We start from the raw sequence: 25,168 nt of genomic DNA, 5'->3' as shown, positions 1-25,168 counted from the left end.
ATGTCCGTCTCCGTCCGGATCCCCACCATCCTGCGCACCTACACCGGCGGCGAGTCCGAGGTGTCGGCCAGCGGCGCCACGCTCGCCGAGGTCCTCGACGACCTCGACGGCAACTACAGCGGCATCAAGGGCCGGATCCTCGACGAGTCCGGCGAGCTGCGCCGGTTCGTCAACGTCTACGTCGGCAACGACGACGTGCGCTTCCTCGACAACCTGGCCACGCCCACCCCCGACGGCACCCAGATCTCGGTCATCCCGGCGGTCGCCGGAGGCTGAGCCTCCGCTCGATCAGGTGCGCCCGCTCGGCCAGGTTGGCGCAGCGGCCGATCGCCTCGTCGTACGCCGTGGCCGCCTCGTCGTCCCGACCGGCCCGGGCGAGCAGCTCGGCGCGCGTGGCGGGCAGCCGGTGGCCCGACAGCACCAGGCCGTCGAGGACCGCGAGGCCGGCCTCGGGCCCGGACGCCTCGGCCACCGCGACGGCGCGATTGAGCCGCACCACCGGCGACCCCGTGAGCTCCTCGAGCTCCTCGTAGCGCAGGGCGATCCGCTCCCATGCGGTCGCCTCGGCGGACGGCGCGATCGCGTGCTCGGCGGCGACCAGCGCCTGGAGGAGGTACGGCGAGGGCGGCGCGTCCAGCCACGGCCGCAGCAGCTCCAGACCCTCGCCGATCTCGGCGCCGTGCCATCGGGTGCGGTCCTGGTCCGGCAGCAGCACCGGCCGGCCGCCGGCGACCCGGGCGTCGCGGCGGGAGTGCTGGAGCAGCATCAGCGCGAGCAGGGCGTCCAGCTCGACGTCGGCCTGCGGGACGACCGAGCGGAGCACCCGCGCCAGCCGGATCGCCTCCCCGGCCACCTCGGTCCGGACGACGTCCGGACCGGAGCCCGGCGCGTAGCCGGCCGTGAACGCCAGGTAGGCGACGTCCGCCACGAGCGCCACTCGCGACGCCAGATCGGAGGGCACCTCGAACGATGCGCCGGCCAGCCGCTTGCGCGCGCGGGTCAGCCGGGCCGCCATCGTGGGGGTCGGGACGAGGAACAGCCGGGCGACGTCCTCGGTCGGGACGCCGAGCACCAGCCGCAGCGTCAGCGCCGCGGCGGACTCCGGCGCCAGCGACGGGTGCGCGCACAGCAGCACGAGTCGCAGCCGCTCGTCGACCACGGGCTCGCCGGCGTCCGCCATGAAGGACTGCGCCTCCTCCTGCAGCGCCGCCTCGACCGCCAGCAGCGGCAGCTTCCGCGCCGCGACCGCCTCGGCCCGGAGCCGGTCCACGATCCGCCGTCGCGCCGCGGTCAGCAGCCACGCCGGCGGGTTGTCGGGGACGACGTCCCACGTGCGAGCGGCCGCCTCGAAGGCGTCGGCGAGCCCGTCCTCGGCCAGGTCGAGGCGTCGGTACTGCGCGACGAGCAGGGCCAGCAGCCGGCCCCACTCCTCGCGCAGCAGCCGCTCGAGCGCGGTCAGATCGGCGCCTCGGGGACTGGCCGGACCTCGACCGCGTACTCGCGCGGCAGCAGCGCCGCCAGCTCGACCGCGACGTCGATCGAGTCGACGTCGATCACGTAGAGGCCGCCGATCTGCTCGACGGTCTCCGCGAACGGCCCGTCGGTCACCGGTCGCCCATCGCCCGGATGCCCATTGCCGGGATGCACGGTGCGGGCGTCGGCCGGCCGGGCCAGCGCCTCGCCGCCGACGACCGAGCCTCGCTCGGCGACCGCGGCGCCGAACGCCTCGAAGTCGGCGACCACGCGCTCGCGCAGGGCCTCGTCGGCGGCGTCCCACTTCTCGAAGTGGGCCTCCTCGGCCATCAGCAGCACGAACCTCACGCCGGCGGCCCGTCCGCGCCGGGGACCGCGGCGCGCACCTCGATCGCACCCTCGGCGCCGGCGAGGATCCCGCAGACCTCCAGCAGGTCGTCGAGGTCGTCGGTCTCGACGACGTAGAAGCCGGTCAGCTGCTCGACGGTCTCGGCGTAGGGCCCGTCGGTGACGGCGATGCCGGAGTCCGTGCGCCGCACCACCTTGGCCGCGCGCGAGTGGGTCAGCTCGGCGCCGCCGGTGATCGTGTGGCCGCGCTCGCCGAGCATCCGGGCGAACTCGCCGTGCTTGGCATACATCGCGGCCCGGTGCTCCTCGCTCGCGCCCTCCCAGGCGGACTCGTCACCGGGCAGCAGGACGGCGTAGGTGGTCATGATCGGTTCCTCTCGACATGGTGGAGCGTGGTTGAGTCTGACACCGCGATGACGGACGAGCTCTCGCGAAATCGACAGGCCGGGCGCGTCCCCCGCCGGCAGCCTTGACACCGGGTCCGGCGGGGGCCAGAGTGATCTCGATGGGAACGCTCCCACTAGCCACGATCGACCGAGGGTGGACCGCGCGATGGCCCCGGCCGGACGGGTGGGGCGCCCGGCGCGAACGGCGGTTCCCGTCGCGTGGCGGGCCCGGGGACTCCTCGACCTCCCGGGCCCGCCGCTCGTCGGCATCCGAGGGGCAATACTGACGCCATGAGCCCCACGCCCAGCCGGCCGACCCTGGAGCAGGTCGCCGCCCGTGCCGGCGTCGGCCGGGGCACCGCCTCCCGCGTCATCAACGGCGGCGCCAAGGTCTCCGCCCGCTCCCGGCAGGCCGTCGAGGAGGCGATCGCCGAGCTCGGCTACGTCCCCAACCCGGCCGCCCGCGCGCTGGTCAAGCGCCGCACCGATGCCGTCGCGCTGGTCATCGCCGAGTCGGAGGAGCGGGTCTTCGGCGAGCCGTTCTTCGCGGGCGTCGTGCGCGGTATCGGGTCCGCGCTCGCCGCCGTCGACCGCCAGCTGGTGCTGATCCTCGCCCAGGCCTCCCAGCGCCGCGGCGGCCTCGACCAGTACCTCACCCGCCAGCACGTCGACGGCGTGCTCCTCCTGTCGCTGCACGACGACGACGAGCTGCCCGATCGGATCCGCGCGCACGGCCTCCCCGTCGTCGTCGGCGGTCGCGCCAGCGAGGACGTCGCGAGCGGGTTCGTCGACGTCGACAACGTCCAGGGCGCCGCCCTGGCCGTCACCCACCTCGTCGAGCGCGGCCGGCAGCGCATCGCGACCGTCGCCGGCCCGTCCGACATGGTCGCCGGCAGCTCCCGCCTGCAGGGCTACGCCGCCGCGCTGGCCGCCGCCGGCCGGCCCGTCGACGAGAGGCTCGTCGCGCAGGGAGACTTCGGCCAGGAGAGCGGTGCCGCCGCGATGCGTGCCCTCCTGGAGCGCGACCCCGCGGTCGACGCGGTGTTCTGCGCCAACGACCTGATGGCGGTCGGCGCCCTGCAGGCGCTGCGCGAGGCCGGCCGCCGGGTGCCCGAGGACGTCGCCGTCGTCGGCTTCGACGACGCCCCGATCGCCCGGTCGGCGCACCCGCCGCTCACCACGGTGCACCAGTCCCCGGAGGAGATGGGTCGCGAGATGGTGGCGCTCCTGCTCGCCACGATGGCCGACCCGGACGCTGACCACCCCGGGCGGATGCTGTCCACTCGTCTGGTCGTCCGCGACAGCACCTGAACGGCCGACTAGCATTTCGGCATGGAGCAGCGCGGCGAGTCGCAGGTCCCGCTCGTCCTGCTCGCGACGAGTCGCGAGTGGATCGAGGGCGAGCCGGGGCACGGCGCGCTCGATGCCGCCCTCGCCGCCCACGGGCTGGCCAGCCGCTGGGTCCTGTGGGACGACCTCGCCGTCGACTGGGGCACCGCCGAGGTCGTCGCCGTGCGGTCCACGTGGGACTACGACGGCCGGCTGGGCGAGTTCCTCGGCTGGGCGTCCGGCGTCGGGCCGACGCTGCTCAACGGCGCGGCCGTGTTCCGGTGGAACACCGACAAGCACTACCTCGTCGAGCTCCAGGACGCCGGCCTGCCCGTCGTACCGACCGTCTCCGCCGACACGATCTTCGAGGTACGGGCGGCCGCCGACGAGTTCGGCCTGGCCGTCGTGAAGCCCCGTGTCGGGACCGGCGGGCGCGGGCTCGAGGTCGTCTCCGACGGCCGGGTCTGGCTGCCGCAGAGCGGCCACCCGGGGCCCTGGATCGTGCAGCCGCTGGTCGAGTCGATCCACACCGAGGGCGAGATCTCGGTGTTCGTGATCGCCGGCCGCCCGGTCAGCCAGGTGCAGAAGCTCCCCAGTGTCAACGACATCCGCGTCCACGAGCAGTACGGCGGCACGTCGCGGTCGGTCGAGCTCGGCGAGCAGGCCGCGGCGCTGGCCGCGGAGGCGGTCGCCACCGTCGTCGACCTGCTCGGCGAGGAGATCGTCTACGGCCGGGTCGACATGATGCGCCACGAGGGCCGGCTGGTCGTGGGCGAGGTCGAGCTCACCGAGCCGGGCCTCTACCTGGACGTGCTGCCGCTCAACGCGCTGCCGTTCGCCGAGGCGATCGCCGCCCGGGCGTACCCCAAGACCTGGTAGCCGACCCGGTCTCGACCCGCGGTCGCGCCCTCGCGCTCGGAGTCGGGTGTCTTGCACTCGCAGGGGTCGAGTGCTAAACATGAGGCTGGCACTCTCCTAGGGAGAGTGACAATCCGGATCGGTGCCAGTTGAGGCCCGCCGCGCCGGCGAGAAAGGGTTCGCCGGGTCAGCGGGGCCGTCCGTCGCGGGCAACCCACCGAGCCGGCTCCCCGAACTCTAAGCGTGAGGAATCGCAGGAGTTATGCCCAAGCTGATTGCTTTCAACGAGGAGGCCCGGCGCGGTCTCGAGCGTGGCATGAACACGCTCGCCGACGCCGTCAAGGTCACCCTCGGCCCCAAGGGCCGCAACGTCGTGCTCGAGAAGAAGTGGGGCGCTCCCACCATCACCAACGACGGTGTGAGCATCGCCAAGGAGATCGAGCTCGAGGACCCGTACGAGAAGATCGGTGCCGAGCTGGTCAAGGAGGTCGCCAAGAAGACCGACGACGTCGCCGGCGACGGGACGACGACCGCCACGGTCCTCGCCCAGGCGATGGTCCGCGAGGGCCTGCGCAACGTCGCGGCCGGCGCGAACCCGATGGGCCTCAAGCGCGGCATCGAGTCGGCCGTCGAGGCCGTGTCGGAGCAGCTCTCCGCCATGGCGATCGACATCGAGACCAAGGAGCAGATCGCGGCCACGGCCTCGATCTCCGCCGCTGACGCCACCGTCGGCGAGATCATCGCCGAGGCGATGGACAAGGTCGGCAAGGAAGGTGTCATCACCGTCGAGGAGTCGAACACCTTCGGGCTCGACCTCGAGCTCACCGAGGGCATGCGCTTCGACAAGGGCTACATCTCGGCGTACTTCGTCACCGACCCCGAGCGGATGGAGACGGTCCTCGAGGACCCCTACGTCCTCATCGCGAACCAGAAGGTCTCGAACGTCAAGGACCTGCTGCCGCTGCTCGAGAAGGTCATGCAGTCCGGCAAGCCGCTGCTGATCCTGGCCGAGGACGTCGACGGCGAGGCGCTGTCCACGCTGGTCGTCAACAAGATCCGGGGCACCTTCAAGTCCGTCGCCGTCAAGGCCCCGGGCTTCGGTGACCGCCGCAAGGCCATGCTGCAGGACATCGCGATCCTGACCGGCGGCCAGGTGATCTCCGAGGAGGTCGGCCTCAAGCTCGAGTCGACCGGCATCGAGCTGCTCGGCCAGGCCCGCAAGGTCGTCATCACCAAGGACGAGACCACCATCGTCGAGGGTGCGGGCGACGCGGACCAGATCGCCGGCCGCGTCAACCAGATCCGTGCCGAGATCGAGAAGTCGGACTCCGACTACGACCGCGAGAAGCTCCAGGAGCGCCTCGCCAAGCTGGCCGGCGGCGTGGCCGTCATCAAGGTCGGCGCGGCCACCGAGGTCGAGCTCAAGGAGCGCAAGCACCGCATCGAGGACGCCGTCCGCAACGCGAAGGCGGCCGTCGAGGAGGGCATCGTCGCCGGCGGCGGCGTCGCCCTGGTGCAGGCGTCGGCGACGGCGTTCGACAAGCTGGACCTGTCGGGCGACGAGGCGACCGGTGCGCAGATCGTGCGCCTGGCCACCGAGGCCCCGCTCAAGCAGATCGCGATCAACGCCGGCCTCGAGGGCGGCGTCGTGGCGGAGAAGGTGCGCGGTCTGGCGGCGGGCCAGGGCCTCGACGCGGCCACCGGCGAGTACGTCGACATGATCGCCGCCGGCATCATCGACCCCGCCAAGGTGACCCGCAGCGCGCTGCAGAACGCCGCCTCGATCGCGGCGCTCTTCCTCACCACCGAGGCCGTCGTGGCCGACAAGCCGGAGAAGGCCGCCCCCATGGGCGGCGACCCGACCGGCGGCATGGGCGGCATGGACTTCTAGCCAGTCGCCCCGCAGCAACATCCGAACGGCTCCAGTCCTCCGGGACCGGGGCCGTTCGGCATATCTCGTTGAGTTGGGCCGGAGTCGCCGTTGAGTTGGGCCGCATTCCCGGCTCGGTGGGACGAAGGCCCAGTTCGCGTGCGAATGAGGCCCAACTCAACGAGGATCAGGACATGCGCCCGCTCGCCCATCCGCTCGGGCTGTAGCCACCGCGTACGGCGTCCGAGTACAGGTCGCCGAACCGCTCGGCCATGAAGTCCTCGATCGCGGCCTCCTGGGAGCGGAGCACCGGCAGGAACGCCGTGGGGTCCTCCTGCGCGGCGGAGAACACATGGGCGTTGATCTCGTCGAGCCGCTCGCCGATGCGCTGGCTGTAGGCGAGCAGGAACGCGGACCGGAAGCCCTGGCTGCGCGGTCGCGAGCCGGGTGGCGCGACCCGTCCCGCCTCGGCGAGGGCGTGCTGGGCCTGGACGAGCAGCGAGGTGAACAGGATCTCGACCGCGGTCAGGTCGTCGGCGAACCCCACCACCGTGCTCATCGCCACCCGCGGACTGAACGCCGTCCGGCAGCGGCTGGCGGCGGCGACGGTCTGGAGCAGCAGCGACTTCGCGTCGGCGTACGGCGCATCGATCGGGATCCGGATCATCGACGGCCCCGCGTCCCGCTCGGCCGTGCCGGTGAGGACGGCGGCGTCGATGGCGTGCCGCGTGATCAGTTCCTGGGCCTTCGCGGTCAGCGCCGTGGCCTCGGCCTCGAACTCGGTCGACTCGGCCTTGGCCAGCAGGGCGCGCACCCGGTCGAGCATCGGGTCGGAGGTGGCACGACGCTCGCCCTCGGGCGCGCCTTCGTGTCCGGGCTGCGGGAGGAGGACCTCGAGCGGTGGGAGGTCGAAGATCACCCGCATCGCCTCCGCGATCACCCGGTAGGCCGACTCGGCGGCGGTCGGTCGGGCGTCGAGCTCCCAGCGGTCGAGCCACCCGGCCGCGGGACCGGCGTCGCCGGCGGTGACGGCCTCGGCCTGCGCGTGCCACCGCGGATCCACCGTCGTGGTCCCGGCGAGGACGCGGTCGAGATCGCGGACGAGATCGCGGACGACCGCGAGCTCGACCAGCGCGGCCACCTGCCCCCGGGCGGCCACCCGTCCCTGGCGGTGGAGCTCGCGCGGCTGCCAGCCGTGCTCCCACAGCAGCGCCACTTGATCGTGCAGCAGCCGCTCCGCCGCCGCGAGCGCGACCCTCCGCGGCAGGCCGTGGAGCCGAGGCCAGCCTCCCTCGGGATCGCCCATCCGCCGGCCGATGCCGATCTCGGCGACCCGGCACCAGGCCACCTCGGCGAGCTCCGCCTCGCTGAAGACCGGGTCGCGGGGGCTCGGGTGCTCGAAATCGCGCCAGGAGTCCGGTCCGCGTCGCGCCCCGCCGGCGTTCTGAGCCTGCTGCCGGGCCTGCTGCTGGGCCCGTTGCCTGGCTCGTTGCTTCGCCTTCGCCGCCCGGCGCGCCTGATTGTTCCTCCCCATGGCGGCACACGATAGGAGCACGCACCCCTGGCCATGCCGCCAGCACGCCCGCCTGTGGATGGGCGGTCGCGTCCGGCCCGCGATCCGGCCACTCTTGAGGGCATGGACCCGAGGAGGCACGATGACAGCCATGACCACCGGCACCGCCGCGACCTGGCTTCCGTGGAGCCGTCCGTTGACGGCAGCGGACCTGGAGACGATGCCCGATGACGGGCACCGCTACGAGCTCATCGACGGGGCGCTGATCGTGACGCCCTCGCCGGCGGTGCCGCACCAACGGGTGGTCGGCAACCTGCATGTGCTGCTGCGTGCGGCATGCACCGACGACTTCGAGGTGATGCTCGCGCCGCTGGACATCACCGTCTCCGAGATCACCGTGCTCCAGCCCGACCTGCTGGTCGCGCCGCGGTCGACGCTCACGGGTCGGAAGATGGTCGGCCTGCCGGTGCTCGCGGTCGAGGTGCTCTCGCCGAGCACCCGGCTCATCGACCTCAACCTCAAGAAGGCCGCCTTCGAGCGGGCGGAGGTCGCGTCGTACTGGGTGGTCGACCCCGAGCTCTCGTCGGTCACCGCCTGGCGCGTCGAGGGCGAGGGGTACGTCGAGGACGCGGTCGCCCGGGGCGAGCAGCTGTTCCACGGCGAGCTGCCGTTCCCGATGGAGTTCCGGCCGGCGCAGCTGGTGCGGTGAGCCGGCCCGGTTCGGGGGCTTGTGACGGGGCTTGTGACACCGTGGGGTCGTGGACGAGAGCCGACGGGACCGCTTCGAGGAGGTCGCGCCGGGGCTGATCGAGCCGGTGCGGCGCTTCCTGGCCCGCCGTACCGATCCCGAGACCGCGGAGGACGTGCTCGCCGAGACGCTCCTGGTCTGCTGGCGCCGGGCGGCGGAGCTGCCCGACGCGCCGCTGCCGTGGGTGTACGCCGTCGCCCGCAACTCCCTGCGCAACGCCGAGCGCTCGGCCCGTCGCCAGGAGCGGGTCGCCGCGCGGATCATGGCCGAGCCGGCCGACCCCGGTCCGCCCGACGACCCCGCGCTGCACGAGGCGCTGGCCACGCTGCGGCCCGAGGAGGCCGAGTTGCTCCGCCTGTGGGCGTGGGAGCAGCTCACGCCCGCCGAGATCGCCGTGGTCCTCGAGATCACGCCGAACGCCGCGAGCACCCGGCTGCACCGGGCGAAGCAGAAGCTGGCGCAGCGGCTGCGAAAGAGTGGGGCCGGTGCCGGACATGAGGAGTCGAGAGAGGGGAGAAGGTCATGACCGACGAGCTGCGCGACCGGATGCGCGCTGCCGACCCGGCCGGCTCCCTCCCGCCGGCCGACCCGTCCCGGGTGGCCCGACTCCTGGAGGACGTCATGAGCACCGAGCTCACCACCGAGAACCGCGAGACCGGCACGCGCGACCGCAGCCCGCTCACCTGGCTGGTGGCCGCCGCCGCGGTGCTGATCATCGCCGGCGTCGGGCTGTTCGCCCTCCTCAACGTCGGCGACGACCCCGCCGCTCCGCCGCCCGCGGCCGACGACACGACGGTCACCGAGCTCACGGCGCCCGGCGCCGACGCGTACGCCGCGAGGTGCATGGTGCCGAGCGCCGAGGTCCTCTCCGGGCAGGGCGTCGCCTTCGACGGCACCGTCACCACGATCGCCGACGGCGTCGTCACCCTCGACGTCGGCAAGTGGTACGCCGGCGGCCCGACCGACCTGGTCCGGGTGCGGGCGCCGTCGGAGGACATGCAGAAGCTCCTCGCGGCCGTCAGCTTCCGGGAGGGCAAGCGCTACCTGGTGTCCGCGAGCGACGGCCGGGTCACGGTGTGCGGCTTCAGCGCGCCGTACTCCGACGACCTCGTGGCGCTGTACCAGCAGGCGTTCGGGTGACCGACGGCCTGCTGCTCGCCGCCGGCGCCGGCCGGCGGATGGGTCGGCCGAAGGCGCTCGTGCGTGCCGAGGACGGCGAGCCCTGGCTGGTGCGCGCCGTCTGCGCGCTGGCCGACGGCGGGTGCGCCCGGGTGAGCGTCGTGCTCGGCGCGAGCGCCGAGGAGGCGCTGCCGCTGCTCGCGGGCACCGGCGCGACCGCGGTCGTCGTGGCCGACTGGGCCGACGGCATGTCCGCGTCGCTGCGGGCCGGGCTGGCCGCGCTCGACGGCACCGACGCCGACGCCGCGCTCGTCACGCTGGTCGACCTGCCGGACGTCTCGGCGGCGGTGGTCGCACGGGTGCTGCGCGGCGGAGCCGGCGCGGGCACGCTCCGCCGGGCGGCGTACGGCGGGGAGCCCGGTCACCCGGTGCTGATCGGCCGCGACCACTGGGCCGGCGTCGCGGGCGAGACCGCGGGCGACCGGGGTGCGCGCGGCTACCTCGCCACGCACGACGTCGAGCTCGTCGAGTGCGGCGACCTCGCCAGCGGGCGGGACGTCGACCGGCCAACCTCCGGCCAACACCCGTCCGCGTAGCCTTGCGGGCATGGCCCCCGAGTCGCTCGCCGCGTCCCCGTCAGCCGTGGCGTCCCGCCTCGGCGAGACCGGCTACCTCGCCGACGACGCCCTCGCGACGGTGACCTTCCTCGCGCTGCAGATGCGGCGCCCGCTGCTGCTCGAGGGCGAGCCCGGCACCGGCAAGACCGCGCTGGCGGAGGCGATCGCGGAGAGCCTCGACCTGCCGCTGATCCGGCTGCAGTGCTACGAGGGCATCGACGCCACGCAGGCGCTCTACGACTGGGACTTCCCGCGGCAGATCCTCCACCTCCGCGCCCTCGAGGCGGTCGGTGGCACCACGGGTGAGCAGGGCGTGGAGGAGGCCGAGAAGAGCCTGTACGACGCCCGCTTCCTGCTCGCCCGGCCGGTGCTCCAGGCGCTCCAGGAGAGCCCGGCGGTGCTGCTCGTCGACGAGGTCGACCGGGCCGACGACGAGTTCGAGGCGTTCCTGCTCGAGGTGCTGTCGACCTACCAGGTCTCCATCCCCGAGCTGGGCACCGTGCGCGCGAGCACCCCGCCGATCGTGGTGCTGACCTCCAACCGCACCCGCGAGCTGCACGACGCGCTCAAGCGGCGCTGCCTCTACCACTGGATCGACCACCCTGGCCTGGAGCGCGAGGTGGAGATCCTGCGCAGCCGGGCACCTGCCATTACGGCGCAATTGCGCCGTCAGGTCGTCGAGCTCGTGCAGCAATTGCGCCGTCGCGACGACCTGCAGAAGCCGCCCGGCGTCGCCGAGACGCTCGACTGGGCGCGGGCTCTGCATCACCTGGGCACCGCCGAGGTCGACCTGGCCGCGGCGTCGGCGACGCTCGGCGCGCTGGTGAAGTACCGCGAGGACGCCGACCGGGTCCGGCACGCCCTGGACCAGATGCTGCGGCCGTGAGCCCGGCCATGAGCCCGACTGTGAGCCCGACTGTGAGAGACCCGGACGAGATCCTGCTCGGCCTCACCCGCGCCCTCCGTGCGGCCGGGGTGCCGGTCACCCACGACCGCGCCCAGGGGTTCCTCGCCGCGACGGCCGTGCTCGGCATGGACGACCGGCGGGCGACCTACCTCGCCGGCCGCGCGACGCTCTGCGCCGGGCCGGACGACCTCGAGCGCTACGACCAGGTCTTCCACGCGTTCTTCGGATCCCGCGACGGGCTGCCCCGGCCCCGACCCGCGCAGACGCCGCTGGCGCCGAGCCTCTCCGGGCTGCCCGAGGACGAGGGCCGTGGCGAGGCGGGCGACGACGCCGTCGAGGAGACCGTCCGCGCGCGGGCCAGCGCCACCGAGGTGCTGCGGCACCGCGACGTGGCCGCGCTGTCGAACGCCGAGAAGCACCGGCTCGCCGGCATGTTCGCCACCCTGCGGCCGCGGCCGCCCGTGCGGCGTACCGCCCGCCACCAGCGGTGGCGCCGCGGCCGGGTCGACGCGTCGCGCACGCTCCGCGACTCGCTGCGCCGGATGGGCGAGCCGGCCGAGATCGCGTGGCGGCGCCGCGGGCTGCGGCCGCGCCGGGTGGTGCTGCTCGTCGACGTGTCCGGCTCGATGAGCGGGTACGCCGATGCGCTGCTGCGGCTCGCGCACCGGTTCACCCAGGTGAGCCCGTCGGTGGAGACGTTCACGGTCGGCACCCGGGTCACCCACGTCACCCGCGCGATGCGGCTGCGCGACCCCGAGCGGGCGCTGGTCGCCGCGGGCGAGACGGTGCCGGACTGGTCGGGCGGCACCCGCCTGGGCGAGACGCTGCGCTTCTTCCTCGACCGCTGGGGCCAGCGCGGGATGGCGCGCGGCGCCGTCGTCGTGGTGTTCAGCGACGGCTGGGAGCGTGGCGACCCGGCGCTGCTCGGCGAGCAGATGGAGCGCCTCCGCCGGCTGGCCCACCGCGTCGTGTGGGTCAACCCGCACCGCGGCAAGACCGGGTACGAGCCGGTCCAGCAGGGCGTCGTCGCCGCCCTCCCGCACTGCGACGACTTCGTCGCCGGGCACTCGCTCGCGACGTTCGCCGAGCTGACGGAGGTGATCTCGCGTGCGTGAGGTGCTGCCCGAGCTGCTGGAGTGGTGGCGCTCCGGCAAGACGGTGGGGGTCGGGACCGTGGTCGCGACGTTCCGGTCCGCCCCGCGCCCGCCGGGTGCCTCGATGCTGGTCGGGCCGGACGGGACGGCGGTCGGGTCGGTGTCCGGGGGCTGTGTCGAGGGCGCGGTCTACTCGCTCGCCGAGGACGTCGTGGCGTCGGGCACGCCGGTGCTGGAGCGGTACGGCGTCTCCGACGACGACGCGTTCGCGGTCGGGCTGACCTGCGGCGGCATCCTCGACGTGTACGTCGAGCGGGTGGACCGGCAGACGTTCCCCGAGCTCGGGGAGATCGCCGAGGACGTCGAGGCGGGCCGGCCGGTGGCGCTGGCGACGGTGATCGAGCACCCGGACCCGGCCTGGCTGGGCCGGCGGCTGGTGGTGCGCCCGGATCTCGCGGCCATCGGGTCGCTGGGGTCGGCGCGTGCCGACGACGCCGTGCACGACGACGCGCTCGGGCTGCTCGCCGCCGGCACCAACGCGACGCTGACCTACGGTCCCGACGGTGAGCGCCGCGGCGAGGGGATGCGGGTGTTCGTGTGGGCGTTCGCGCCGAAGCCGCGGATGCTGGTCTTCGGCGCGATCGACTTCGCGGCCGCGGTGGCGAAGGTCGGCAGCTTCCTGGGCTACCACGTGACGGTGTGCGACGCCCGGCCGGTGTTCGCGACGGCGACCCGCTTCCCCGAGGCCGACGAGGTCGTCGTCGACTGGCCGCACCGCTACCTGACTGCCGAGGCGGAGGCCGGGCGGATCGACGGTCGCACGGTGATCACGGTGCTCACGCACGACCCGAAGTTCGACGTACCCCTGCTCGAGGTGGCGCTGCGCCTGCCCGAGGTCGCCTACGTCGGGGCGATGGGCTCGCGGCGCACCCACGAGGACCGGCTCGCGCGGCTGCGCGAGGCCGGTGTGGACGAGAAGGAGATCGCGCGGCTCTCCAGCCCGATCGGGCTCGACCTCGGCGCCCGGACGCCGGAGGAGACCGCGGTCAGCATCGCCGCCGAGATCGTCGCCGGCCGCTGGGGCGGCACCGGCGAGCGGCTAGGCTCGCTCGACGGACGCATCCACAAGGAGCTCGCATGATGGACGGACTCTCCCTCGACCGGCTGGCCGACGAGCACCTCGCCGCGGCGCACGAGCACTCCGCGGGGCGCAGCGCGGTCACCGTGCACGGCGGCCGGGAGCACCACCTGCGGCAGACCCTGATCGCGCTCGCCGGCGGGCGCTCGCTCGGCGAGCACGAGAGCCCCGGCGAGGCGACGCTGCAGGTGCTGCGCGGGCGGGTGCGGCTGCACGCCGGCGAGGAGACCTGGGAGGGCGGCGCCGGCGACTACGCGCTGATCCCGCCGCGGCGCCACGACCTCGAGGCGGTCGAGGACTCCGCCGTCCTGCTGACGGTCGCCAACCCGCTCTGAGCCGCGTCGAGCATGTGACCCGCGTCACGGGGGCGGTGCTACCTTCGTCCGCATGGCTCGCAGCGAGCTGCAGACCCGACGGCTGGACGCGTTCCGCGCGTGGAACGCTTTCGTCGAGCACGGCGACGACGCCGAGCAGCTCGTGCGTCCGGAGATCCTGAGCAGCTGGACCCGATCCGAGGCCGCGATCTCCACCGACGTCCGCGAGGCGCCGCTGGCCGACGAGTCCGACACGGCGGCGTACTGGCAGGACTCCCCGCTGCAGACCGCGGTCGAGCGGGTCGAGGCCGAGCTGCGGCGTACCGCCGAGGACGGCGACCTCGTCGTCGCGGTCACCGACCCAGAGACCCGCATCCTCTGGACGTACGGCGGTCGCGTGATGCGCCGCCGGGCCGAGACCGTGAACTTCGTGGCCGGGGGGCGGTGGGACGACGAGTCGGTGGGCACCAACGCGCTCGACCTCGCGAACCGGCTGGCGGCGCCCGCGATGGTCTTCAGCGCCGAGCACTACGCGCCGATCGTGCACAACTGGGTCTGCTGGGCCGCGCCCGTGCACGACCCGGTCACCGGCGCCCAGCTCGGCGTCATCGACCTGTCCACCACGTGGGACCGCACGCACCCGATCGGACTCGCGACCGCGCGGGTGATGGCGCGGCTGATCGAGTCCGCGATGCCGGCCTCGCACCACCCGACCGCGGCGATGTTCGAGGAACGCCGCGAGCCGGGCCTGGTGCTGCGGCTGCTCGGCACCGCCGAGACCTGGCTCGACGGCCAGCGGCTGCTGCTCAACCGCCGCCAGACCGAGGTGCTCGCGCTGCTCGCCATGCACCCCGAGGGCCTCTCGCTCGAGCACCTGCACGCGCTCGTCTACGGCGACCAGGCGGTCACGCTCTCCACGCTCAAGGCCGAGGTCTCCCACCTCCGCTCGGCGCTCGGCGGCCAGCTCTCCTCGCGCCCCTACGCCCTGCCGATGCCGGTCGCCACCGACGTGGACCTCGTCCTGTCGCTGCTGCGCTCGGGCCGGGTCGGCGCGGCCGTCGAGGCGTACGGCGGCGACCTGCTGCCCGGCACCAACTCCCCGGCGCTCAACGAGCTCGCCGAGTACGTCGCCGTCGCGGTCCGCGAGGCGCTGCTCGCCGACCCCCAGCCCGATGCCGTGGTGCGCTACGGCGAGCTGGCGCCGTACGACACCGAGGTCGTCGAGGCCTGCCTGGCCCGGCTGGCCGGCCGGCCCCACCCCGCCGTACCCCTGTTGAAGGGGCGGCTGGCCGCGGCCGACCGCTGATCGATGCCGAGTCGGCGCGTCTTGCCCACGCAGGAGTGTCGAGTCGGCGCGTCTTGCCCGCAGCCCGGGCAACTTGCGCCGAGTCGACGTGTCCTGGCGGGCAACTTGCGCCGACTCGCGGGTTCTCGGCGGACAAGTTGTGCCGAGTCGGCCAACCATCGGCCAACCCCGGCGTGCCTAGCGTGCCCGGCATGACCCGGATCAGCCTCACGGTCGACGGAGCCCAGGTCTCCGACGACGTCGAACCGCGCATGCTGCTCGTGCAGTACCTGCGCGAGAAGCTCGGCAAGACCGGCACCGTCGTCGGTTGCGACACCAGCAACTGCGGCGCGTGCACGGTCCACCTCGACGGCACCAGCGTGAAGTCGTGCAACGTCCTCGCGGTCCAGGCCGACGGGGGCGAGGTCACCACCATCGAGGGCCTCGCCCGGGACGGGCGGCTGCACCCCGTGCAGGAGGCGTTCCGCGAGTGCCACGGCCTGCAGTGCGGGTTCTGCACCCCCGGCATGATCATGCAGAGCGTCGACCTGCTGAACACCAACCCGGATCCCTCCGAGGAGGAGATCCGGCTCGGCCTCGAGGGCAACCTGTGCCGCTGCACGGGCTACCACAACATCGTGCGCGCGGTGCAGCACGCGGCGTCGTCGGCGGGAGGCGCGTCGTGACCGCCACCGAGCTCGAGCGCGAGATCGGCCGCGACCGACGGCGCAAGGAGGACCAGCGCCTCATCACCGGCCGCACCCGCTGGACCGACAACCTGACCCTGCCCGGGATGCTGCACCTGGCGATGGTGCGCAGCCCCTTCGCCCACGCGAACATCGCCAGCATCGACACCACCGCGGCGGAGGCCGCGCCCAACGTCGTCACCGTGCTCACCGGCGCGGACTTCGGCGAGGAGCTCGGTGTCTGCATCAACGCCTGGCCGATCACGCCCGACCAGGTCACGCCGGGGCACTCGCCGATGCCGGCCGACCGGGTCGCGTTCGCCGGCGAGATCGTCGCGGTCGTGGTGGCCCGCTCCGCCGCGGAGGCCCGCGACGCGGCCGAGCTCGTCGACGTCGAGTACGACGAGCTGCCCGCCGCCCTCGACCTGAAGAGGGCCGCGGCCGCCAGCAGTGAGCAGGGCGTGCTCGCCCACCCCGACCTCGGCACCAACAAGTCGGCACTCTGGGTCTTCGACTCGGGCGAGGCCGGCACCGGCGGCAGCGTCGAGGACGCGATCGCCAAGGCGCGCGGCGACGGCATCGTGATCGAGCGGGAGTACCGCCAGCAGCGGCTCATCCCGGCCTTCATGGAGCCGCGGTCGGTCGTGGTCGACCCGACCGGCGAGCAGTACGTCATGTACTCCGCCACCCAGATCCCGCACATCCTGCGGTTCGCGCTCGCCGCGACCACCGGCGTACCGGAGTCGAAGATCCGCGTCATCGCCCCCGACGTCGGCGGCGGCTTCGGCGGCAAGCTCCAGGTGACGCCGGAGGAGTGGATCGCCTGGGCGGTCGGCCGCCGGCTCGGCAAGCCGGTGAAGTACACCGAGACCCGCTCGGAGTCGCTGCTCTCCGGCCACCACGGCCGCGACCAGTGGCAGAAGCTGACGCTGTCGGCGGAGCAGGACGGCACCGTCACCGGCCTCAAGGTCGAGCTGCTCGCCGACCTCGGCGCCTACGTCGCGATCGTCGGCGGCGGCGTGCCGGTGCTCGGCGCGTTCATGTTCAACGCGATCTACAAGTTCCCGGCCTACCACTTCGCGGTCCAGACCGTGCTCACCAACAAGACGTGGACCGACGCCTACCGCGGCGCCGGCCGGCCCGAGGCGACGTACGCCATCGAGCGCCTGATGGACGAGCTCGCCGCCGAGGTCGGGGTGGATCCGATCGAGATCCGCGAGCGGAACTGGATCCGGCACGAGGAGTTCCCGTTCACCACGGTCGCCGGGCTGGAGTACGACTCCGGCAACTACGAGGCCGCGACCGCGCGGGCCAAGGAGATGCTCGGGTACGACGAACTGCGGGCCGAGCAGCGACGGCGCCGCGAGTCGGGCGACCGAGTGCAGCTCGGCATCGGCGTCTCGACGTTCACCGAGATGTGCGGCCTGGCGCCCTCGCGGGTGCTCGGCCAGCTCGACTACGGCGCGGGCGGCTGGGAGCACGCGAGCGTGCGGATGCTGGCCACCGGCAAGGTCGAGGTGGTGACCGGCGCCTCCGCGCACGGGCAGGGCCACGAGACCGCGTTCAGCCAGATCGTCGCCGACCGGCTCGGCGTCGCGTTCGAGGACGTCGAGATCCTGCACGGCGACACCCAGGTGGCCCCGAAGGGCCTGGACACCTACGGCTCCCGGTCGCTGGTCGTCGGCGGCGAGGCGCTGGTGCGCGCCGCCGACAAGGTGGTCGAGAAGGCCAGGCCGATCGCGGCGCACCTGCTGGAGGCGTCCGTCGACGACCTGGAGTTCGCAAACGGCCGGTTCTCGGTGCGCGGCACCGATCAGGGCATGGCGATCGCGGAGGTCGCGCTGGCGACGTTCGCGGCGCACAACCTGCCCGACGGGGTCGAGCCCTCGCTCGACTCGGACGCGACGTACGACCCGGTGAACTTCAACTTCCCGCACGGCACCCACCTGTGCGCGATGGAGGTCGACACCGAGACCGGCGCGCTGCGGATGCGCAAGTACGTCTGCTGCGACGACATCGGCACCATCATCAACCCGCTGATCGTGAGCGGTCAGGTGCACGGCGGCCTGGTGCAGGGCATCGCGCAGGCGCTGTGGGAGGAGGCGGTGTACGACGACAGCGGGACGCTCGTGTCCGGGTCGTTCGTCGACTACCTGCTGCCGACGGCCGCCGACACGATCAGCTTCGACATCGACCACACCACGTCGCCGAGCCTCACCAACACCCTCGGCACCAAGGGGGTCGGCGAGGCCGGCACCATCGCGTCCACCCCGGCGGTCGTGAACGCGGTCGTCGACGCGGTGCGGCACCTCGGCGTGCACGACATCCAGATGCCGTGCACGCCCGAGCGGGTGTGGCGGGCGATCAACGAGCCCGGCTCGGGGGGCTCGACGACCGGGGATGCCATGCCCCACTTCGATGCCGAAGGAGGCCAGGCATGATCCCCGCAGCGTTCGACTACCTGGCGCCGACCTCGGTCGAGGACGCGCTCGCCGCGCTCTCCGAGCACGGCGACGACGCCAAGATCATGGCCGGCGGGCAGAGCCTGCTGCCGGTCCTCCGGATGCGGCTCAACGCGCCCGAGATGATCATCGACCTCGGGAGGATCGAGTCGCTGCGCGGCGTACGCGACGAGGGCGACGCGATCGTGATCGGCGCGATGACCCCGCACTCGGTGGTCGGGTCCGACCTGCTGGTCGCCGAGCACGCGGCGCTGGTCGCGAAGGCGGTCGAGCACCTCGCCGATGCGCAGGTGCGCCATCGCGGCACGTTCGGCGGCGCGCTCGCGCACGCCGACCCTGCGGGCGACCTCGGCGGCCCGGCGCTGGCGCTGGGCGCGTCGTTCGCGATCGCCGGGCCGGGAGGGACGCGCACGGTCGCGGCGGACGACTTCTTCGTCGACCTCTTCGAGACCGCGATCGGCGAGGACGAGATCCTCACCGAGGTGCGCATCCCGAAGCGCACCGGCTGGGGAGCGCACTACGAGAAGTTCGTGCGCGTCGCCCACCAGTGGCCGATCGTCGCCGTGGCCGCGACCGTCCGGGTCGAGGGGGGCGTCATCGCCGAGGCGCGGGTCGGGCTGACCAACATGGGCGCCACGCCCGTCCGGGCGCGGGCGGTCGAGGACGCGCTGGCCGGCGCCTCCCTCGACGGCGTGGCCGCCGCGGCCGAGCGCGCCGACGAGGGCACCAGCCCTCCGTCGGACCTCAACGGCGACGCCGACTACCGCCGCCACCTCGCCCGGGTCCTCACCCGCCGGGCCGTGCTCGCGGCCGCGGGAGGCTGAGCGTGGACCTGACCCATCGGTTCACCGTCCCGACGTCGATCGAGGAGACCTGGGCGCACTTCAACGACATCGCGTCGGTCGCGGAGTGCTTCCCGGGCGCGACGGTTGCGTCGGTCGACGGGGACAGCTTCTCGGGGTCGGTGAAGGTCAAGCTCGGCCCGATCGCGCTGGTCTACAACGGCTCGGGCACGTTCCGGGAGAAGGACGAGGCCGCGCACCGCTTCGTGGTCGACGCGAAGGGCAAGGACAAGCGCGGCAACGGCACCGCGGGGGCGACGGTCACGCTGACCATGGCGCCGGCGGGCTCCTCGACGGACGTCGAGGTCGTCACCGATCTGGCGATCACCGGCAAGCCGGCCCAGTTCGGCCGGGGCGTCATGCAGGACGTGTCCGACAAGCTCCTCGGCCAGTTCGTGGACTGCCTCGAGCGGCGACTGTCGGCCGAGGCACCTGATGAAGGGGCACCTGACGAAACTGTCGTCGAACCGCCGGAAGTGGCGCAGGAACGTCGGGTGCGTGCGGAGACACCCGCACCCGAGCACCTGGCGGTGAACTCGGCACCGGCGGCGCAGGACGACTCCCTGGACCTGGGTACGGCGGTGCTGCCGGTCCTCGCGAGGACGTACTGGAAGCCGGCGGCCGGCGCGCTCGGCGTACTCCTCCTGCTGTGGTGGGTGGTCAGTCGGTCGCGGCGCTGATCGTCTTCGCGGACGTCGACGACAGCTCGGCCGGGTCGTCGGTCCGGCGCGCGCGCACGCCGTTGACCTCCGGCGACAGCTGCGGCTCGAGCCGGGCCACCGCGATCACCGCGCAGAGCAGGCAGCCGGCGACGAGCGAGGCGATATAGAGCGCGCCGAGGCCGCGGTCGACCAGCAGGCCCGCGATCGGCGGGGCGATGATCGCGGCGAGTTGGAAGGTGCCCGAGCTCAGCGCGTTGTAGCGTCCGCGCAGGTGGTCGGGCGCGAGCTCGTTGACCAGCGCCGGGATGGTCGGCTGGAGCAGCGTCTCGCCGAACGCGAACACCGAGGCGCAGGCAGCCACCAGCAGGGTCGCGCCGACGGTGCCGGACACGAAGCCGGTCATGCCGAGGAAGAGCCACGAGAGCGCCCAGACGACGCCCATCACCGCGATCACGCGGGTACGCCGCCGGCCCTCGATGCGCTGGAGCACGAAGAGCTGGAGCACCACGATCACGAACGTGTTCGCCGCGAACGCCAGGCCCAGGCCGCGGGTCGACACCTCGCCGACGGCGCGGGCGAAGGCGGGCATGCCCGCGTTGAGCTGGGAGTAGCCGACGTAGGAGGACACGAAGCTCAGCAGCATCAGCGTCGCGACCGCGGGCCGGCGCGCGACCTCGAGGTAGGAGACCTTCTCCGGCGGCCCGTCCTCGTGGTGCTCGGGGCGGCCGGCGACGCGGCGCAGCGGGACGGCGAGCAGGAGCAGCGCCGGGAGGTAGCTCGCCGCGTCGGCCAGGTAGATCGCCTGGAAGGTCGCCAGCCGCTCGACGTCGACGAACATCCCGCCGGCGATGCCGCCGATCCCGATGCCGAGATTGAGCAGCGTGAAGTTCACGCCGAAGTAGCGCTGCCGCAGCTCGGTCGGCACGACGGTCGCGATCAGCGCCTGGAAGCCCGGCCAGGTGACGCCGAACGCCGCCCCGGACAGCACCAGCGCGATCGCCGCCGTCCAGACGGTCGTGGAGAACGCGAGCAGCACGTTGGCGACCACCTGCAGCACCAGCGCGCCGATCAGGATCCGGCGCGCTCCCAGGCGGTCGATCGCCGAGCCGCCCGGCCCCACGACGAGGAAGCCGATCAGCGGCGAGAGCCCGAGCAGCAGGCCCACCTGGCCGAGCGGGATGCCGCGGACCTCGTTGAGGTAGACGACGTGGAACGGCAGCACCAGGCCGGTGCCGACGAACTCGAACACCACCACCGACAGGAGCAGCTTGCCCTCGCGGGGGAGGTCGTGCCAGAAGGAGGCGAGGGTCGGCCGGGCGGTCTCGGGAGTCGTCATCGGGAGCAGTGTCGCAAGGCCCGCCGACAGCCGGCACGCGGTTTTCCGACGTGGCCTCCGCCCCCGGGCCGTCGCCCCATCACCACCGCTCAGAACACGTTCAGCGGCCGGAACTGCACCGAGATCCGCGGGCCGGCACGGGCGACCTTGGGGACGGCGTGCTCCCAGGTGCGCTGGCCGTGCTTTGTGTACGACTGAACACTGCCCACGGTCACTGACCACTTTCGTGATCGTCGCCGTCATGGCTCGACGAAGGACCTGCCCGGCCCCGCTGTCGGTTCGTGGGCCGCATGTGCGCGACCAGCACCTGCGCGTCCTCGTCGTACTCGACCCGCTCGATCACGGTCTTCTCGACCGCGAGCAGACCCCGCCATAGTTGACACCTCCCACGCCGCTCTCCTGTGCACCTGGTTCCTGTTCCTAGACAGCGCAGAAACCTAGGCCGGAGCCGGCGCGCGGCGTGTTGAGGCTCGCGCAACAACCCGCAGGTACGTCAGGAGAGCTACAGATCGGGCGTGTTACACCGTCCGCCGCCACCTGAGTTGGCGTCGCGTCTCGCGACCGCAGCGACCACCAAGGCGGCGAGAAGCCGGGTGCCTCCTCCGTCGAGCTCAGGGTGCCACTGCACGCCGGCCACGAAGGGCCCGTCGCGAGGGCCCTCGATCGCTTCGACGAGACCGTCGGCGGCGAAGGCCGTCGCGCGGAGCGTCGGGGCCACCTCGTCGACGGCTTGATGATGGTGGCAGCTGACCACCGCCCTGTCCCCTATCGCCCCGGCCAGTCGCGAGCCGCGGACGGTCCTCACCTCGACATCGCAGAACTCCCCGGGGACGTCGTGGTGACGTGGTGCGGGCCCTGTCGCCTCCAGGTGCTGCTGGAGCGTGCCCCCGGCGACGACATTGAGCAGCTGGTCCCCCGGCAGATGGTGACGACGGGCAGCCCGCTGGCCAGTGCCTCCTGGAGGAGCGCCGCCTCGAAGGCATCGCGCTGCAGGTCAGGCGGATCCGCGGCGGGGTGCGGGTTCGCGTCGTAGCGTCGCGCGTCGACATCCGGGCCCCCGGTGACGACCAGCGCATCGAGACGGCTGACGAGCTGCCCCGCCGCATCGGCGGAGATGCCGAGGCTCAGCAGCACGGGTAGACCCCCGGCCGCTAGGACGCAGTCGACATAGCGCGCGTCGGCGACGTCGGCGACGAGGTCCCACGGACCGAACGACGCCCGCCGGCGGCCGACGCTCAGGCCGACCAGCGGCGGCTGCGCCGGCGTCACGGCAGCGGGCGCCGGGTCGCGTAGAGGAACTTCATGTAATAGAGGTCCTCGGGACTCCACGTCGAGGTGTCCGCGATGGCCCGACGGCGCTCCGGGGTCAGCGGGATGAGGCGCCCTCGCGTGCGCCGGAAGCCGCGCAGTTCGTAGATCTCCATGCCCGAGGCCGCCACCAGGTCGACGACTTCCTCCAGCGTGCAGTCGACCAGGTAGTCCGGCGTGTGCAGCTCGAGGAAGAGGTGGTCGGCGCGCCGGAGTGTCTCGGGCATGCCGCGCAACGCCGGCCCCTCGCCACCGTGCACGTCCATCTTGAGGATCGACGGCCAGAAGTCGTGCTCGGCCGTCCAGGCGTCGAGGGTCGTCGCCGGTACCTCGTGTGAGGCGTCGGCTGCCCCCGGCGGGCGACGACGGTCGGCGAGGGTCTCCTTCACGATCGTCCACGCCGAGTAGGTCGGTGCGTCGCCCTCGCTCGAGAGCAGGATGTGGTCGGCATCGTCGTTCCCGGATGACACACGCTGGTGGGCACTGCGCAGCGTGGCCCGGAGGTAGTCGCGCCGCCACAGCTCGAACCCGGCATCCGGCTCGACCGTGCGGCCGTGGAAGTTGAGCGTCCCGATTGTGTCGCTGAGCGCGACTGGGGCGATCTCGAAATCGGTCCCGGTGAGCTCCCGATTGCGCTTCATGACCTCGATGTACGTAGGCTCGGGCTCGAACGCGACGACGCGGGTCTCGGGCCGGTGTCGCGCGACCCAGCACGAGAAGAATCCGTAGAGGGCCCCGATGTCGGCGAAGGTGGCGGCTCCGCTCCGCAGCGCCTCGTCGATCAGGGCGGCTACGAGCGGCTCGTAGGGCTGGCCGGGTACGGCGTCGCGTGCGACGCTGGCCCGCGGGTCGTCGAACGGGAACGCGGTTCCCCGCACCCGGTAGTGCGTGATGGCGCGGTGAGGCGCGGTTGAGATGGTCATACGATTGCCATGATCCCTTCGAAGCAGAGGTACTTCTGCAGCGTGACGACGCTCGAGAATCCGGCGTCGAGCAGGTCGGACTTCGTCCGCTCGCTACTCACCGGGGACATCACCGAGCGCAAGCTCCGTGCCTTGTTGTAGATCTCGTTGGCGTTGAAGCCGTTAAGCGTCTTGTACTCCTGGTAGAGCTGGCCGACGATGTCCTGCACCCGCGCATCGGGAGCGAGCACCTTCTCGAAGAGGAAGAGCGCACCTCCCTCGTCCAGGCCGTCTGCGATCCGTCGCAGGATCGCCTGACGCCGGCCGGGCGCCGCGAACTGCAGGGTGTAGTACATGATCACCGCCCCTGCACCGCTGTAGTCGATGCCCTCGGCGTCGCCGATCGAGATCTGTACGTTGTCGAGGTGGGCGCACCGTTCGCGCGCCGCGCGGACCATGTCCGCCTCGATGTCGTAGCCGATCAGGCTGATGTCGCGGCTGCTGGGCTTCACCGCGAGGCGCTCGAGAAGCGTTCCGGTCGAGCAGCCCACGTCGATGATGCGCGACCCCGGGCGGGAGAAGAACTCGATCGCCTGGTCGATGAGGAGGTGGCCCTCCTGGTACAGCGGGACCGAGCGGTTGACGTGCGAGTCGAAGTGCTCGTGGGTGGCTCCGCCGAAGCTCCAACGCGTGTCGGTGGCGACGATGCCGTCGCCGACGACGATGTCGCTCGTCTCGGGCACGACGGCCTCGGGCACGAGGGTCTCTCCGGGGTCGTTCACGACGGTCTCACTGGGATGCAGGGATGTCACGGGGCGATTCCTTTCACTGTGATCGTGCGGCGGTGGATCAGGGAGGACAGGGTGATCGCCGAGGCGACGCCAAGAGCGGACAGGAGGGCCATGAGCGCCGTGAAGGAGCCGGGCGAGGTGAGGACTACGCTCACCCCGACGAGGGATCCGAGCGTCTCTCCCACGCCCATCGCGACGGCGGAGAGCGTGAAGGCGACCGCTAGGCCGTCCTGCGCGAGCCGATCGGCGAGATAGCGCTCGACGAACGGCAGGACCACGCATTCGGCAAGGCTGATAGCCACGACGCTGACTACTACCCCGACGATGCCCGAGCTCACGGCGAGGGTGGCGAAGCCCACCACGAAGAGCACCAGCCCGACGGGGCCGGCCTGGCGGTCGAGCGACGGGACGCTGTCGATGAGCCGGGTCACCGGTATCTGCGCTGCCATGACCACCACGGCGTTCACGACGAACACGAGGCCGACGAAGCGCACGCCCAAGGCGGAGTTGACCACCAGGGGGAGCACGCTGGCGAGTTGCGCGTAGAACGCGAAGGCGACTACAACGGATGCCAGAGCGATCGCGACATCGAGGTCGGCAACGCGCCGTAGCGCGCTGAACTGGAACTTCTCGGTACGCGTGACGTTGCCGCTCGGCATCCGAGACGCCAGCACCGCACTTGTGAGCGCGATCACCGCCGCGCCAAAGAATGTCCGGGAGGAGCCGACCTCACTGAGCGCGAGGCCGGCCAGAACGGGGCCGACCGCGGCTCCGAGGTTGAGGGCGATCGCGAGCCTCGACAGCGCGCTCAGCCGCTCGCCGGCGTCAGTCTGATCACCAACCAGCTGAACCTTGATGGCGAGGACGATGGCGCCATACCCGACACCGAGGGCGATCACGCCGGCCCATGCCATCACCTCCACCGTCGGGCCGACGGCAAGCCCCGCCAGCCCGGCCGCGCTGAGCAGGAATCCGGCGACAACGGCACCGCGGACGCTGGCCTGGGCGAACGGCGCTACGAAGAGCCGGCCGAACCGCATCGACAGCACCCCGCAAGACACCAGAGCCGCCGCACCCGCAGGGGGCAGCTCCAGCCCGTCCGCCGCGAAGATGCCGAGGACCGCGACCACGCCGCGCATCAGCACGTTGGTCACTAGGTAGAGCCCCAGAGCGTCGCGGG

At 72.7% G+C, this 25,168-nt stretch carries 26 protein-coding genes and 1 pseudogene; 17 read left to right on the top strand and 10 right to left on the bottom strand.

Annotated features, from left to right (window positions below; genetic code table 11):
* Positions 1–276, top strand: coding sequence for a MoaD/ThiS family protein (locus ACYVKX_RS17855; RefSeq protein ID WP_460835022.1), 276 nt, complete (start codon positions 1–3; stop codon positions 274–276).
* Here the strand turns inward: ACYVKX_RS17855 and ACYVKX_RS17850 are convergent.
* The 3 genes from ACYVKX_RS17850 to ACYVKX_RS17840 form a co-directional block, all read right to left on the bottom strand.
* Positions 251–1,270, bottom strand: coding sequence for an RNA polymerase sigma factor (locus ACYVKX_RS17850; protein WP_460835021.1), 1,020 nt, complete (start codon positions 1,268–1,270; stop codon positions 251–253). The genes ACYVKX_RS17855 and ACYVKX_RS17850 overlap by 26 nt on opposite strands.
* Positions 1,271–1,455: 185 nt before the next feature.
* Positions 1,456–1,821, bottom strand: coding sequence for a YciI family protein (locus ACYVKX_RS17845; RefSeq protein ID WP_460835020.1), 366 nt, complete (start codon positions 1,819–1,821; stop codon positions 1,456–1,458).
* Positions 1,818–2,186 carry a YciI family protein gene (locus ACYVKX_RS17840; RefSeq protein ID WP_460835019.1) on the bottom strand — a complete coding sequence of 123 codons (369 nt, stop codon included), beginning with the start codon at positions 2,184–2,186 and terminating at the stop codon, positions 1,818–1,820. The genes ACYVKX_RS17845 and ACYVKX_RS17840 overlap by 4 nt, the downstream gene beginning before the upstream one ends.
* Positions 2,187–2,498: 312 nt before the next feature.
* Between ACYVKX_RS17840 and ACYVKX_RS17835 the strand changes: the two genes are divergently transcribed.
* From ACYVKX_RS17835 to groL, 3 genes are all read left to right on the top strand, one after another.
* A complete protein-coding gene (locus tag ACYVKX_RS17835) occupies positions 2,499–3,518 on the top strand; it encodes a LacI family DNA-binding transcriptional regulator (RefSeq protein ID WP_460835018.1) in 1,020 nt (339 codons plus the stop codon).
* A 21-nt stretch (positions 3,519–3,539) separates the two neighbouring features.
* Positions 3,540–4,415 carry an ATP-grasp domain-containing protein gene (locus ACYVKX_RS17830; protein ID WP_460835017.1) on the top strand — a complete coding sequence of 292 codons (876 nt, stop codon included), beginning with the start codon at positions 3,540–3,542 and terminating at the stop codon, positions 4,413–4,415.
* A 241-nt stretch (positions 4,416–4,656) separates the two neighbouring features.
* A complete protein-coding gene (groL, locus tag ACYVKX_RS17825) occupies positions 4,657–6,285 on the top strand; it encodes a chaperonin GroEL (RefSeq protein WP_460835016.1) in 1,629 nt (542 codons plus the stop codon).
* A gap of 166 nt (positions 6,286–6,451) precedes the next feature.
* Here groL and ACYVKX_RS17820 read toward each other — a convergent pair whose 3' ends face one another.
* Positions 6,452–7,798 carry a DUF2786 domain-containing protein gene (locus ACYVKX_RS17820; protein ID WP_460835015.1) on the bottom strand — a complete coding sequence of 449 codons (1,347 nt, stop codon included), beginning with the start codon at positions 7,796–7,798 and terminating at the stop codon, positions 6,452–6,454.
* Positions 7,799–7,919: 121 nt separating this feature from the next.
* Here ACYVKX_RS17820 and ACYVKX_RS17815 point away from each other — a divergent pair, with 121 nt between their 5' ends.
* The 13 genes from ACYVKX_RS17815 to ACYVKX_RS17755 all read left to right on the top strand — a co-directional run bounded on the left by ACYVKX_RS17815 (position 7,920) and on the right by ACYVKX_RS17755 (position 19,669).
* Entirely contained in the window at positions 7,920–8,486 is a 567-nt protein-coding gene (locus tag ACYVKX_RS17815) for a Uma2 family endonuclease (protein ID WP_460835014.1), read from the top strand.
* A 49-nt stretch (positions 8,487–8,535) separates the two neighbouring features.
* Complete coding sequence (locus tag ACYVKX_RS17810) at positions 8,536–9,051, top strand: RNA polymerase sigma factor (protein ID WP_460835013.1); 516 nt, start codon at positions 8,536–8,538, stop codon at positions 9,049–9,051.
* Positions 9,048–9,665, top strand: coding sequence for a hypothetical protein (locus ACYVKX_RS17805; RefSeq protein WP_460835012.1), 618 nt, complete (start codon positions 9,048–9,050; stop codon positions 9,663–9,665). Before ACYVKX_RS17810 ends, ACYVKX_RS17805 begins: the two co-directional genes overlap by 4 nt.
* Positions 9,662–10,240, top strand: a complete 579-nt coding sequence (locus tag ACYVKX_RS17800; protein WP_460835011.1) for a nucleotidyltransferase family protein — start codon at positions 9,662–9,664, stop codon at positions 10,238–10,240. The genes ACYVKX_RS17805 and ACYVKX_RS17800 overlap by 4 nt, the downstream gene beginning before the upstream one ends.
* A 10-nt stretch (positions 10,241–10,250) precedes the next feature.
* The gene (locus tag ACYVKX_RS17795) at positions 10,251–11,147 is read left to right on the top strand and encodes an AAA family ATPase (protein ID WP_460835010.1); all 897 of its coding nucleotides are present in this window, start codon (positions 10,251–10,253) and stop codon (positions 11,145–11,147) included.
* A 20-nt stretch (positions 11,148–11,167) separates the two neighbouring features.
* Positions 11,168–12,283: a vWA domain-containing protein gene (locus tag ACYVKX_RS17790; protein ID WP_460835009.1), complete on the top strand. Its 1,116-nt coding sequence runs from the start codon at positions 11,168–11,170 to the stop codon at positions 12,281–12,283.
* On the top strand, positions 12,276–13,403 hold the full coding sequence (locus ACYVKX_RS17785) for an XdhC family protein (protein ID WP_460835008.1): 1,128 nt from the start codon (positions 12,276–12,278) through the stop codon (positions 13,401–13,403). The genes ACYVKX_RS17790 and ACYVKX_RS17785 overlap by 8 nt, the downstream gene beginning before the upstream one ends.
* Positions 13,400–13,735: a cupin domain-containing protein gene (locus tag ACYVKX_RS17780; RefSeq protein ID WP_460835007.1), complete on the top strand. Its 336-nt coding sequence runs from the start codon at positions 13,400–13,402 to the stop codon at positions 13,733–13,735. Before ACYVKX_RS17785 ends, ACYVKX_RS17780 begins: the two co-directional genes overlap by 4 nt.
* A 52-nt stretch (positions 13,736–13,787) precedes the next feature.
* Positions 13,788–15,020, top strand: a complete 1,233-nt coding sequence (locus tag ACYVKX_RS17775) for a transcriptional regulator (RefSeq protein WP_460835006.1) — start codon at positions 13,788–13,790, stop codon at positions 15,018–15,020.
* 191 nt (positions 15,021–15,211) lie between these two features.
* Positions 15,212–15,685 (top strand): (2Fe-2S)-binding protein, encoded by a 474-nt coding sequence (locus ACYVKX_RS17770; RefSeq protein ID WP_460835005.1) that lies wholly within the window; start codon positions 15,212–15,214, stop codon positions 15,683–15,685.
* Positions 15,682–18,126 (top strand): xanthine dehydrogenase family protein molybdopterin-binding subunit, encoded by a 2,445-nt coding sequence (locus ACYVKX_RS17765; RefSeq protein WP_460835004.1) that lies wholly within the window; start codon positions 15,682–15,684, stop codon positions 18,124–18,126. Before ACYVKX_RS17770 ends, ACYVKX_RS17765 begins: the two co-directional genes overlap by 4 nt.
* The gene (locus ACYVKX_RS17760; RefSeq protein ID WP_460835003.1) at positions 18,123–18,971 is read left to right on the top strand and encodes an FAD binding domain-containing protein; all 849 of its coding nucleotides are present in this window, start codon (positions 18,123–18,125) and stop codon (positions 18,969–18,971) included. The genes ACYVKX_RS17765 and ACYVKX_RS17760 overlap by 4 nt, the downstream gene beginning before the upstream one ends.
* 2 nt (positions 18,972–18,973) lie before the next feature.
* Positions 18,974–19,669, top strand: a complete 696-nt coding sequence (locus tag ACYVKX_RS17755) for an SRPBCC family protein (RefSeq protein WP_460835002.1) — start codon at positions 18,974–18,976, stop codon at positions 19,667–19,669.
* On the opposite strand, the gene ACYVKX_RS17750 is transcribed toward ACYVKX_RS17755, so the two are convergent.
* The 6 genes and pseudogenes from ACYVKX_RS17750 to ACYVKX_RS17725 all read right to left on the bottom strand — a co-directional run bounded on the left by ACYVKX_RS17750 (position 19,650) and on the right by ACYVKX_RS17725 (position 25,142).
* Positions 19,650–20,987: an MFS transporter gene (locus ACYVKX_RS17750; RefSeq protein WP_460835001.1), complete on the bottom strand. Its 1,338-nt coding sequence runs from the start codon at positions 20,985–20,987 to the stop codon at positions 19,650–19,652. The genes ACYVKX_RS17755 and ACYVKX_RS17750 overlap by 20 nt on opposite strands.
* Positions 20,988–21,198: 211 nt before the next feature.
* On the bottom strand, positions 21,199–21,330 hold the full coding sequence (locus ACYVKX_RS17745) for a hypothetical protein (protein ID WP_460835056.1): 132 nt from the start codon (positions 21,328–21,330) through the stop codon (positions 21,199–21,201).
* A gap of 159 nt (positions 21,331–21,489) precedes the next feature.
* Positions 21,490–22,256: pseudogene (locus ACYVKX_RS17740) on the bottom strand (gamma-glutamyl-gamma-aminobutyrate hydrolase family protein).
* Positions 22,253–23,218: an FkbM family methyltransferase gene (locus ACYVKX_RS17735; protein ID WP_460835000.1), complete on the bottom strand. Its 966-nt coding sequence runs from the start codon at positions 23,216–23,218 to the stop codon at positions 22,253–22,255. Before ACYVKX_RS17735 ends, ACYVKX_RS17740 begins: the two are co-directional and overlap by 4 nt.
* Complete coding sequence (locus ACYVKX_RS17730) at positions 23,215–24,009, bottom strand: methyltransferase domain-containing protein (RefSeq protein WP_460834999.1); 795 nt, start codon at positions 24,007–24,009, stop codon at positions 23,215–23,217. The genes ACYVKX_RS17735 and ACYVKX_RS17730 overlap by 4 nt, the downstream gene beginning before the upstream one ends.
* Positions 24,006–25,142, bottom strand: a complete 1,137-nt coding sequence (locus tag ACYVKX_RS17725) for an MFS transporter (RefSeq protein ID WP_460834998.1) — start codon at positions 25,140–25,142, stop codon at positions 24,006–24,008. Before ACYVKX_RS17725 ends, ACYVKX_RS17730 begins: the two co-directional genes overlap by 4 nt.
* Positions 25,143–25,168 lie beyond the last annotated feature (26 nt).

Source organism: Nocardioides hungaricus (assembly GCF_054782915.1).
The sequence above is the reverse complement of the archived record's forward strand: the minus strand, read 5'-3'. Positions and strand labels throughout refer to the sequence as shown.